The 11860-nt window shown below is 37.1% G+C and carries 13 protein-coding genes; 11 read left to right on the forward strand and 2 right to left on the reverse strand.

Annotated features, from left to right (window positions below; translation table 11 throughout):
• Positions 1-470: 470 nt before the first annotated feature.
• Both C6H22_RS02885 and C6H22_RS02890 read right to left on the reverse strand, forming a co-directional pair.
• Complete coding sequence (locus tag C6H22_RS02885) at positions 471-1100, reverse strand: LysE family translocator (RefSeq protein ID WP_158654603.1); 630 nt, start codon at positions 1098-1100, stop codon at positions 471-473.
• A 4-nt stretch (positions 1101-1104) separates the two neighbouring features.
• The gene (locus C6H22_RS02890) at positions 1105-2040 is read right to left on the reverse strand and encodes a ferritin-like domain-containing protein (protein WP_233707006.1); all 936 of its coding nucleotides are present in this window, start codon (positions 2038-2040) and stop codon (positions 1105-1107) included.
• Between C6H22_RS02890 and C6H22_RS02895 the strand changes: the two genes are divergently transcribed.
• The 11 genes from C6H22_RS02895 (at position 2035) to C6H22_RS02945 (ending at position 11860) form a co-directional block, all read left to right on the forward strand.
• The gene (locus C6H22_RS02895; protein WP_104693840.1) at positions 2035-2316 is read left to right on the forward strand and encodes a hypothetical protein; all 282 of its coding nucleotides are present in this window, start codon (positions 2035-2037) and stop codon (positions 2314-2316) included. The two genes, C6H22_RS02890 and C6H22_RS02895, sit on opposite strands and share 6 nt — an antisense overlap.
• On the forward strand, positions 2288-2845 hold the full coding sequence (locus C6H22_RS02900; RefSeq protein ID WP_104693841.1) for a class I SAM-dependent methyltransferase: 558 nt from the start codon (positions 2288-2290) through the stop codon (positions 2843-2845). The genes C6H22_RS02895 and C6H22_RS02900 overlap by 29 nt, the downstream gene beginning before the upstream one ends.
• A gap of 51 nt (positions 2846-2896) precedes the next feature.
• Positions 2897-3232, forward strand: coding sequence for a rhodanese-like domain-containing protein (locus tag C6H22_RS02905; protein ID WP_104693842.1), 336 nt, complete (start codon positions 2897-2899; stop codon positions 3230-3232).
• Between the two features lie 68 nt (positions 3233-3300).
• On the forward strand, positions 3301-3594 hold the full coding sequence (locus tag C6H22_RS02910; protein WP_104693843.1) for a YggT family protein: 294 nt from the start codon (positions 3301-3303) through the stop codon (positions 3592-3594).
• Complete coding sequence (locus C6H22_RS02915) at positions 3594-5228, forward strand: lytic transglycosylase domain-containing protein (protein WP_104693844.1); 1635 nt, start codon at positions 3594-3596, stop codon at positions 5226-5228. The genes C6H22_RS02910 and C6H22_RS02915 overlap by 1 nt, the downstream gene beginning before the upstream one ends.
• Before the next feature lie 16 nt (positions 5229-5244).
• Complete coding sequence (gene galU, locus C6H22_RS02920) at positions 5245-6069, forward strand: UTP--glucose-1-phosphate uridylyltransferase GalU (RefSeq protein ID WP_104693845.1); 825 nt, start codon at positions 5245-5247, stop codon at positions 6067-6069.
• 52 nt (positions 6070-6121) lie between these two features.
• Positions 6122-6490 carry a hypothetical protein gene (locus C6H22_RS02925; protein ID WP_158654604.1) on the forward strand — a complete coding sequence of 123 codons (369 nt, stop codon included), beginning with the start codon at positions 6122-6124 and terminating at the stop codon, positions 6488-6490.
• A gap of 11 nt (positions 6491-6501) precedes the next feature.
• The gene (gene murA, locus C6H22_RS02930) at positions 6502-7767 is read left to right on the forward strand and encodes a UDP-N-acetylglucosamine 1-carboxyvinyltransferase (protein ID WP_104693847.1); all 1266 of its coding nucleotides are present in this window, start codon (positions 6502-6504) and stop codon (positions 7765-7767) included.
• 67 nt (positions 7768-7834) lie between these two features.
• Entirely contained in the window at positions 7835-9130 is a 1296-nt protein-coding gene (locus C6H22_RS02935; RefSeq protein WP_104693848.1) for an outer membrane family protein, read from the forward strand.
• 17 nt (positions 9131-9147) lie between these two features.
• Complete coding sequence (dnaG, locus tag C6H22_RS02940; protein WP_104693849.1) at positions 9148-10833, forward strand: DNA primase; 1686 nt, start codon at positions 9148-9150, stop codon at positions 10831-10833.
• Positions 10808-11860, forward strand: a complete 1053-nt coding sequence (locus tag C6H22_RS02945; RefSeq protein ID WP_104693850.1) for a 7-cyano-7-deazaguanine synthase — start codon at positions 10808-10810, stop codon at positions 11858-11860. The genes dnaG and C6H22_RS02945 overlap by 26 nt, the downstream gene beginning before the upstream one ends.

The following is an 11860-nucleotide window of genomic DNA, read 5'->3' on the forward strand; positions in this document are numbered from 1 at the left end:
CAATACCTTACACAAGGGGATTATGCTTTAGTTATCTTTGCTTATAAAGTAAAGAATTATACACCTACACCAAGCTAGATTATAAACCTCCTTTATCCCTTAGATTCGATGGCAAGGAATTAATGATAATAGAATGAGGAGAAGTGAAAAGAGAAAGCAGATTCTAAATATTTGATGCAGATTCTAAATATTTGATAAGGAAAATGTAACACATTACAGAATCTATTCCAAAGAATATAATGTTATAGATATAGAAAGACATTTATAAATCTAATCATCTAAAAGAACAAGGTACTTTAGAATCTATAAGCAAGATACTTCTTTACCTCAAGGAAGCTATTGTCTTTATATCAAAGATATAGAAATCTCCAAAGATTCAAACAAATTTTTACGCAAGAACTAGAGGGTATAAAGCTCTAAATATCTATACCTTAGATACACATACTCAATATAAACTCTCTTAAAAACAACTAGCTATACAAAATATGCCATATTGCATAAAACAAATATGCACTAAAAAATGCAAACAATACACCACAAAGCCTATCTATCCACATAAGCATTTTTTGCGTGAGGTAAGTCCTAAGTGCATTTCCTAACACAATCACACCCAAAAATGGCAAACTCAATGCACAAAAAAGCACCATAATACGCTCCCCCAAATCTACCTCCATAAAAGGAACAATAATCGTGGCAAAAAATAGTAATGCCTTAGGATTAGAAAGATTAATACCCAACGCCTTGAAATATAATCCCAACAAAGTCCGAAAATCCTTATCTTGTGGGCGTTGATTAATTTGTGTTATCGCACCCTCACAATTTACATTTACCAACAACACATACGCGAGATACGCCAAATAAACACCACCCACAAACATAAGGGCAATCTGTACAAATACATTGCCAAAAACATAACTAAGTCCCAAATACAAAGCACTCATAAACACAACCCAGCCACTTGCGATACCCAAAAATGCGACAAAAGCCGCTCGTATCCCTAAACATAAGCTTGTCTGTAAAACAAGTAAAATATCAGGACCAGGTGTCAATGCCCCCACAAAACCTATAACAAAAATTCCAAACAATCCAAAATGTTCCATATATTTATTTCCTTGATAGCCTTCTTTTGCTCTGCTTTGCATAAAATGTCCGCAGAGATTCTAATTCCATAATACTAAAACCCGCTTGTAATCTCGCATCAACATTGAGAATCCTTCCTGCAAGGCTAAAATGCTCAAATCTTTCACATAACGTAACAAAAGGCTGTGGGGTAAGCATATCTTTTTGGGCATACCTCCACCATATATCTCCTTTTTGCACATGACCCACCTCATCACGCAAAATAATCTCAAATACTTCTGTAATCTTAGATTTAAGTGGGAGGTTTGTTTGCATAAGTTTTTGCAATACAAAAGGATTGGCATCCAAACCCTTTGCTTCCAACCCACGATGCACCACTCCCATACGCCACTCCAAACTTGTCTGTGTCGCCTGCATTGCCTCAAAAAGTGTGCTATGCACAGGAAACGCACCATATACAGAATCTAGCTCACCTAAAAGCTCCTCCAAAAGCCCAAAATGCTTCAACTCCTCATCTGCCACGCTAAGCCAATCCATATAAAATGCCAAAGGCATATCCCTAAAACGATAACAAGCATCAAGTGCCAAAATAATCGCACTAGCTTCTATGTGGGTTACAGAGTGCAAGATCTTCGCCAAAGCAAGTTTAGATTTAGCATGATTTGGGCGGCGAATCTTAAGTGCGGAGGTATTATTATCGTGCATAATCCACAAGCTCTCTAAATCCGAACTTGGGCGCACACAAATATTCGATGTAAAATCTACACATCCTCGTTTGACATCATCATAAAAGGGCACAAATTTTTCTCGTATTTGAGTAAAACTTGTGCTTTGTAGTATATCCTCTAATGCTTCAAAAAACGCCACTTTCATAGGCAAAATTATAGCGATTTTTAGTATAATCTCTCCAAAATTAAAAAGGCTAAAAATTCTTACAATGACTGAGGAGCGTTTATGCAATGCAAAATTTGTTCGAGTCCGGTAGAAAAGGTATTTGAAACTGAGATTCTTCAAAAATACCAAGAAGGATTTTATAAATGCCAATCCTGTGGATTTCTCGGGGTAGGTGAGGCACATTGGCTATCTGAAGCCTACACAAATGCTATAAACGCTTCTGATACGGGAATTGTGGCTAGAAATCTCTCACTATACAAAATAGTTAGTCTTATTGCCTATAATATCTTTGGTTTCCGATCCAAAAACGTAATTGGGGGGGGGGGCAAGCACACTTGTTGATTTTGGGGGCGGCACTGGGTTGCTTGTTCGTCTCTTGCGTGATGTTGGCATTGAAGCATTTTGGCAAGATGAATATTGTCAAAATATTTTTGCACGTGGATTTGAATGGGATTGCAACACAAAGCCAACGCTATTAACGAGTTTTGAAGTTTTTGAACATCTTCCAAATCCTATGGAGCAAATCTCTGCCATGTTTGCCGTATGTCCTAATATATTGTTTACTACAGAATTACTTCCCTGCCCTATTCCTCAATATAATGGCAAGGATACTTGGTGGTACTATGGTTTTAAACACGGACAACATATTAGTTTCTACACAAAACAAACTCTCGAATATATAGCCAAACAAAAAGGTGTGTTCCTATCCTCATATAGAGGCATTCATTTATTTAGTCAATACAAAGTTAATCCTGTATTGTTTGCCACACTCATACGCTTTGCCAACAAAGGATCATTTTGGATTCTCAAACATTTTTTACAAAGCAAAACGCTTAGCGATCATCAACTCCTCTCTGCCACTCTACCCTAATTAACAAACTTTGACTACAATACCCACGAATTACTCAGGTGGAGAATCTTCATGGAATTTAAAGGCAAAAACAATCCCTCGTTAGCAAACCCAATTTATACCCCAGATTTAACAACGATGGAATTTGATATCATCGATATTCGCGATGAAAGCGATTATGGTTATGCACATATAAAAAACTCTCAACATTTCAATAACGCACAAGATGTCTATAACTACGCACAAAAACACAAAGACAAAAACATCTTGCTTGTTTGCTATAGTGGTCATACGGCTAGTGTGTTGGGAAGTCATCTTGTAGAAGCTGGGTGTGAAAATATCTATTATTTTGACGATTATTTCACACATTTTGAGCTTTTGGGCTTACTCAACACACAACAATCCTAAAAATTTCAAAAGCCTACCAAAAGCACTCTAGACAAAATGCAAATGTCTCAACACCACAAGGAGCAATAATGATTCTCGCCACATTTTTACAAGCGATCGCAACCATAGCAAGTATGTTGCTTAATCTCTACATTTGGATTCTTATCATCGCCACGCTCATTAGTTGGGTGCGTCCTGATCCATACAACCCTATTGTGCAAGTCCTTTATCGCCTAAGTGAGCCAGTTTTTGCCAAGGTGCGCAAACTAATACCCACCAACATAGGAGGATTAGATTTTGCGCCACTTATCGTCATTGTAGCGCTAAAGTTTATTGACCTCACGGTAATACAGATTCTCTATAGATTCGCGCAAGGTATGTAATGCACAAAAAACTTGCTTATATTTTAGCATTGTGGAGCATTTTTGCAATACAAGCCATTGCCCAAGAAATTACCCTAAAATTTTTAGAATCTAAACCAAAAGGATTGGCGCGGGATTTTTATATTTGGCGTTTTCTTAGTGATGAAAATACTTCTTTGCAAGACGCGCTCAAAGCTTATGAGCTTGTCTATAGAAAAACCCCAAAACTCACAACACTTCTAGAAAAAAAAGGTATGCCACACGAATTACCAAGGGAATTGTATTGCAAAAGTTTAAGTTTTGAATCTTTGCTAAAAGAAGATGAAGAATGTATCAACTATGGCTTAAAACTAAGCCTCATTCCAAATCTCTCACCACAACAATTACATACCCTAAAGGCAAAAATCTCCTCAAATAAAACTCTTAGTCAAAAGGTAGATATTCTAAGCTCTAAAATGGTGCTTACAAAAATGCTCCAAAGCGATGCCAAAACCTTTGCACAAATCTATAACGCACTTACCCAAACACAACGCGAAACATTCATAAATCAAGCTGTAAAACCCCAAAGGCTAAAAAAACTTGCTGATGAAAATATTCCAGTATTTAACAAAATGCTCCAAAGCATTATTCTTTCAGATTCTTTACCTAAGTTTAAAAAATCCCTGCTTAATGCGCATATCACCAAAGCAAATCCCTATACGCTTTTTTTGCTTGGCATGCATGAACTTATGGCAAAAAACAAACAAAATGCACTCGCATATTTTAGGCTTACACACGATACTAGCAAGGATATGTTTTTACAAGATAAGGCACTTTTTTGGCAATATTATGTCAGCAAAGATAAAAAAATCCTCTCCAAACTTGCACAAAGCACAAATCTCGATATTTACACAATTTATGCCAACCAAAAACTCAAAAAAACTCCACAATATACGATTATTGCTGATTTCACACCTTTAAGCAAGAAAAAACCTCCCTTTAATATACAAGATCCCTTTGAATGGGAAATTTTACGCTCTAATCTCTCGCAAGTTGCAGATCCAAAAGCACTTGATGAACTCACACAAGAGTTTGCTTTTACAGATTCTCTAGCTCATATGGCTTATGTGCACAATCGTGCAACAAGATACCAAAACAATTACTTCCTCTCTCCTTTTATGCAAAACATAAAATGGAAAAATACTCACCAAAAATCACTAACCTATGCAATCGCTAGGCAAGAAAGCAATTTTCTTCCCGCACTCATTTCAACTTCTTATGCGCTAGGCATGATGCAAATTATGCCCTTTAATGTTGAGCCATTTACAAAAAGTATGGGTCTTGAAGACATCAAATTAGAAGATATGTTTAACCCTATCATTGCTTTGGAATTTGGGAGATTCTATCTTGATGAGCTAGAACGCGAGTTTAAGTACCCGCTTTTTGTGGCATATGCTTATAATGGGGGTCCGGGGTTTTTGCGTCGCACACTCCAACAAAAAAAACTTTTTCTAAAAAAACGAGAATACGAGCCATGGCTAAGCATGGAGCTTGTTCCTTATGAGGAAACTCGCATATATGGGCTAAAAGTCCTTGCAAATTATATTGTTTATCAAGAACTTTTTGGTAATAATGCCAATTTGGAAGAATTACTCAGAGCAACTCTAATCAACTAACCCTTAAGGAGCTTTTATGATCGATAAATGTTTATTTCCAGCAGCAGGATATGGGACACGATTTTTACCCGCAACAAAGGCAATGCCAAAAGAAATGCTCCCTATTTTAGTAAAACCACTTATTCAATACGGCGTAGAGGAGGCACTAGAAGCTGGGTGCCATACGATGGCAATCGTGACTGGGCGTGGCAAAAGAGCGATTGAGGATCATTTTGATAGAAATTATGAGCTTGAACACCAAATCGAGGGAACAGACAAAGAAGAACTACTAAAAGACATTAGACGTCTTACAAACCTTTGCAAATTTTCCTACACACGACAAGAGGAAATGAAAGGATTGGGACATGCTATTCTCACTGGTGAGGTGCTTATCGGACAAGAACCTTTTGCGGTAATATTGGCTGATGACTTATGTGTCAATCGTGGATCACAAGGTGTTTTATCTCAGATGGTAGATCTTTATAAACGCTATCGTTGCTCTATTGTGGCTATTGAAGAAGTAGAAAAAAAAGAAGTGGATAAATATGGGATTATAGACGGAGAAATGATAGAAGAAGGCGTGTATCGTATCAATAATATGATCGAAAAGCCTAGCGTGGATTCTGCACCTAGCAACCTCGCTATCATTGGGCGTTATATCCTCACGCCTGATATTTTTGATATTTTGCGTGTTACCAAGCCGGGAAAAAAAGGTGAGATTCAAATCACTGATGCCTTGTTAGAACAAGCTAAACAAGGAAGAGTGCTTGCCTATACATTTCAAGGTTCTCGCTATGATTGTGGTTCAATAGATGGCTATGTCAAAGCCACAACAGATTTATTTAAAACTTTTAAACCCTAAACCTGTTGCATAAATGTTTGATGTATTTTTTTATGTGATGTGTTGGCTAGTGATGTTTATCCTAGCTTTACCTATTGTATTTGCCGGACTCTTAAGCGTAGCGCTTGAAAATGATGAAAAACCCATAGCAAAAAATCCACTTGCGGAATTATACAAAGAGATTCTCGCACACAAAGATGACAAAAAAAAATTACAAGAAAACTACAAAACTTTTACCAAAAACTTTAGTACATGTACTCCAAATAACCCCGATTTTGATACATGGTTAAATATTATCTATAACCTTTCAATCAATTCTATCCTTATGGAAGCCGATGAAGTGGCAAAATTTCGAGATATGCTAGAAGACGCAAATCCAAGCATTGCAAAAGCTATCCAAAACAAAATAGGTAGTGCCCTACAACATAGAGAAAAACTATAAAGGAGTGCCTTATGGACTATCTTACCATTACTCAATCCCCAATCTTGAGCGGTGAAGTTGCTATTTCAGGAGCCAAAAATGCTGCGCTCCCACTTTTAGCCCTCACATTACTTAGCAAAGAATATGTGCGTATATCCAATCTACCAAATGTCGCAGATGTCAAGACACTCTCAAAACTCTTAGAACACTTAGGCGCGCATATAGAGATACTAGATTCACATACACTTAATATCAATTGTGCCAATATCATTCACACAAAAGCACTTTATGATATTGTGCGTAAAATGCGTGCTTCTATCCTAGTGCTAGGACCATTATTAGCGCGTTTTAGGAAATGTCAGGTGAGTTTGCCGGGGGGCTGTGCCATAGGTGCGCGTCCTGTAGATTTACACCTCAAAGCCATGGAAAAAATGGGCGCTCATATCCATATTGAAGGTGGCTATATCATCGCTAATGCCCCAAATGGCTTACAAGGTGCAGATATTTTATTTGACAAAATCTCAGTAACAGGAAGTGAAAATGTTATTATGGCAGCGGCTTTGGCTAAGGGTAAAACGCGTATTATCAATGCTGCCAAAGAACCTGAAGTAGTGCAACTTTGCGAGATATTAGCACACAATGGCATAGAAATTGAAGGCATAGGTAGCAATGAAATTTCTATCTATGGAAGCGATGGTGAACTTCCTGTATTTAAACCTTTTAGCGTGATTCCAGATAGGATAGAAGCTGGTACATATCTTTGTGCAGGAGCTATCACAAACTCACGCATTACGCTACGCGATACCGATAATACACATCTCCAAGCGGTTTTAGAAAAATTAGAAGAAATTGGCTTTAGCTTTGAGATTACAGAATCTAGCATTACCATACTTCCAGCACAAAAACGCAATGCCTTTGAAATCATCACGACAGAATACCCCGGATTCCCAACCGATATGCAAGCGCAATTTATGGCACTTGCCACGCAATGCGAGGGTGTGAGCGTAATAGAAGAGCGTTTATTTGAAAATCGATTTATGCATGTAAGCGAACTCCAAAGACTTGGGGCAGATATCAAACTCTCAGGCAACATTGCAAAAGTAAGTGGAGTAAAGCCACTCATAGGGGCGAATGTTATGGCGACAGATTTACGCGCATCTTCAGCACTTGTATTAGCTGCTCTTATCGCTAAAGGGAGCACGGATATACACAGAATCTATCACCTAGATAGGGGATATGAGGATTTAGAATCTAAACTTAAAAGATTGGAGGTGAAAATAATGAGACAAAAAGAATAATCTCTTAGAATGATAAAATGTAAAATTGCTTGTAAAAATTCTAAAATGCAAACACAAAGGAGTAAGGATGAAAAAACACATTTTAACACTAGCAACTTTGGGAATCTTTGGAGGTTTTGAACTTTATGCAAATGCGCAAAATATGGATGTTGAACTTGGGCATCATCACCATCATCATGGCAGTAATCCTGTGGAATTTCACGCCGATGTTGGAATTTTTGGCAAAAGCTCGGCATTTGCTTCAACACAGAACAATGCGAGACGAGATTCATACTCAATGCTGTATTCACATATGCTCATGAAAGCACAAGCTTTTGAAACACTAGATTTTGGACTCGGTATTGCTGCATTTGTGCCATTTAGTATGGATACAAATTTTGAAGGCACGCCCTACGAATATATAGGATCAAAGTTTATCACAAATAACGCCTATATAGCCTTTGAAAAAAAATTTGAAAACATAGACTTTGGAATCAAAGCCGGAAGATTTGAGGATGAGTTTGATTGGGTGGCTCACTCATTGCAAGGTGCATATGGTTACATACAAAATCCTTATGTGAAACTCTATGGGCTTTGGGTAGATGAACAAGCCCATATAACACGAGAATTTTCTACAGATTTTAATTTTTATCAAGATATGTATGACAACAAAGATCTTTTTGTGGGGGGATTAAGCCTCACTCTACCCTTTGTTGAATTTGCACCATTTGTATATCATATGCAAGATTTTTTTGATGTCTTTGGAGGCAAGATTATACTTTCATTTGGAAGAATTAATAGTTGGCATACTTCAACACTTGTGCATTATGCATACCTAAATTCTGCATTTTCAGGTGCCATGCATCAGGATCACGATCATGAGAGTCATGATGGGCACGGACATATCAGGGGTAACGGAGGTGATACATTCCTTGTGTGGTTGGAACAAAGCATTGCTTATAAAAACTCTCTAGAGTTTGGTGCTGGATACCAAAAAATAGGAAATGACGTCTTTGAGTTAGCCAATATGGGTTCTGTTTCACGCTTTGAAGCACATAATCACTCGCATAATAGTTTTGGGGTGATTCAACCTGGTGGTATGCATAGTGGAAGTCAAACAACAAATATGTATGATCTCCATACTGATACAATCTATGGCTTTATAGACATTGGTTTTTCAAAAGGTGCGATAGAAATACTTGGTCGCGATAGTCGTAGCGCACATAGAACGCAAAGCGCCTATTCTCTAGGGATGCGCTATTCTGCAACGCTTGATTTAGATCTTGGGCTTATTGGTGTTTATATGTTAGAAAATCACAAAGATGAGCAAACAGGCACTATAAATAGAAGTTTTGGGAAAGCATATATCCAATATAGCTTTTAAACTTTGGGGTATCAAGTATGAGAATTAGCAAAGATTCTATAGAGCGACTAAAAGAGCAAGTAGATATTGTGGATATTATTGGTTCATATATTGATCTTAAGCGCTCTGGGAGTAATTTCTCTGCTTGTTGCCCTTTTCACAATGAAAAAACACCAAGCTTTATGGTAAGTCCTGCAAAAAATATTTTTCACTGCTATGGTTGTGGCGTAGGTGGCGATAGTATTGCCTTTGTCATGCAATATGAAAAACTGGATTTTGCTCCAGCAATAGAACGTATAGCAGAAATGAGTAACTTCAAACTCCAATATGAAAATAACTACCAAAAAAAGAATGAATCTAGCTTATTAGAGGATATGGCAAGATTCTATCAACAACAACTCCACAATAACCCTCAAATGCTTGAATATCTCCAAAATCGTAAAATTTCTAGCGCGAGTATAGAATCTTTTCGATTGGGCTTTAGTCCTCAAAGTTTTGAGAGTATGAAATTTATTAACACAAATCACAACCACAACAAACAAGAAGCTATAGAGTTTGGTATCATTGGCAAAGATGAACAGAGAGAATACGCACGATTTACACAACGCATCATGTTCCCAATCCATTCACCAAATGGAAAAATCGTAGGTTTTGGCGGACGTAGCATAGATTCTAATGCAATGGCAAAATATATCAACTCCCCACAAAGCAAGATTTTTAACAAATCAAAATTACTCTATGGTTATCATATGGCTAAAGAATCTATCTATCGTGAAAAAAAAATCATTGTATGTGAAGGATATATTGATGTAATAATGCTTCATCAAGCCGGATTTAGAAATGCAGTGGCAACGCTAGGCACAGCCCTTACAAACGAACATATTCCACTTCTTAAAAAAGGCGATCCACAAATAATCCTAAGCTATGATGGCGACAAAGCCGGTATGAATGCTGCCTTTAGGGCTGCTAAAATGCTAAGCAGTATTAGTGCAGGTGGTGGTGTAGTTATTTTTGGCAATAATCTTGATCCTGCTGATATGGTTGCACAAAATAAATTTGAAGAACTCAAAACACTATTTATGCATCCAGTGAGTTTTATAGAATTTGTTATCGAACAAATTATTACAAACTATACTCTCACTGATCCACTCCAAAAACAACACGCACTTACTGAAATTACAGCTTTTACCAAGACACTTACGCCATTACTTCAAGCAGAATATGTACCTTTTATTGCTCAGCGATTACGCATAGCGCCAAACCTCATCAAAATCCATCGACACAACACCAAGCAAGAAGTTATTTTGCACCAAGATTCACAAAAATATCTCGCCGAAAGTGTGCTAATACGCACATTACTAGAAAATCCAGAGTGGATTAATATCGCAGCAGAATATCTGGAACCAAATATCTTTGAACATCACACTAGAGAATATCTTTTACTTTTGCAAGACCAAAACACCGATGAGGATATTACAAAAAATCCTTATTTTCGCCCATTGCTTATTGATGAAAACATTAAAAAACTCCAAACACTCCAAGAGTTTAAGGAACATATAAAACTTCTCGTGTTAAAAGCATACAAAAAAGATCTAGCACTCATACCAAGGCTTAATATTCATACCAAGCAAAAACTAGAATCTATTAACACACTTAAAGACAAAATAACTAAACTTACAAAAGGAGAACTTATCAGTTATGAAAAAAGCATTAGCACTCTTTAGTGGAGGTTGTGATAGCCTCATCGCTATGAAACTACTCAAAGATCAAGGCATAGAAGTTATTGCTGTGCATTTTAATATAGGGTTTGGTGGCAACAAAGATAAACTAGAGTATTTCAAAAATGCTACAGCACAAATCCCTGTGGAACTTAAAATTATTGATATTAAAAAGCAGTTTTTTGATTCTGTGCTTTTTAAGCCAAAATATGGGTACGGAAAATATTTTAATCCCTGCATTGATTGTCATGCTAATATGTTTGGTAATGCCTTTTCATATTTGCTTGAATGTGGCGCAGATTTTGTCATTAGTGGTGAAGTGCTAGGGCAACGACCAAAATCTCAACGCGCCCAAGCACTCGATGAGGTAAAAAAACTCGTGCGTGAGATTGGCAAAGATCCCAAATTTGACAAAATTCTTAGTCGTGATGGCAGTGATCCAAATAAACCAAAAACTCTTGATGAATTACTTTTGCGCCCAATGAGTGCCAAACTTCTTACACCAAGTTTTCCTGAAAAAATGGGCTGGGTAGATCGTGAAAAACTCTTAGATATCAATGGGCGGGGACGCACAAGACAATTAGAAATGATAAAGGCTTATGGGTTTAAATATTATGAAAAGCCTGGTGGTGGTTGCTTGCTAACTCAAGATTCTATTGCGCTTAAAATCAAAGATCTCACGGCTCATAGAAAAATGATTTTTGAAGATGTAGAGATGATAAAAGTAGGGCGGTATATGGTGTTAGAAAATGGTGCTAGGTGTGTGATTGGGCGAAATGAAGAAGAAAATAAAAAACTCCAAGCACCAAATCCAATGATGGAGCAAATTATCTTGTTAGATTCTGTAGGACCTATAGGGCTTATTGAAAAAAATGCATCCAAAGAAGATAAACTCTTAAGTGCACAAATTGTGTTAGGCTATGCTAAAACGCAAGATGGCGTAGAATACAAAGTGCGTGTTGGTGATGAGATATTTTGCACACAAAGCTTGCATAAAGATAAAAGCGCACAATATTTGCTTTTGAAATCTTAA

Source organism: Helicobacter equorum (assembly GCF_900198655.1).
GTDB classification, from domain to species: domain Bacteria; phylum Campylobacterota; class Campylobacteria; order Campylobacterales; family Helicobacteraceae; genus Helicobacter_F; species Helicobacter_F equorum.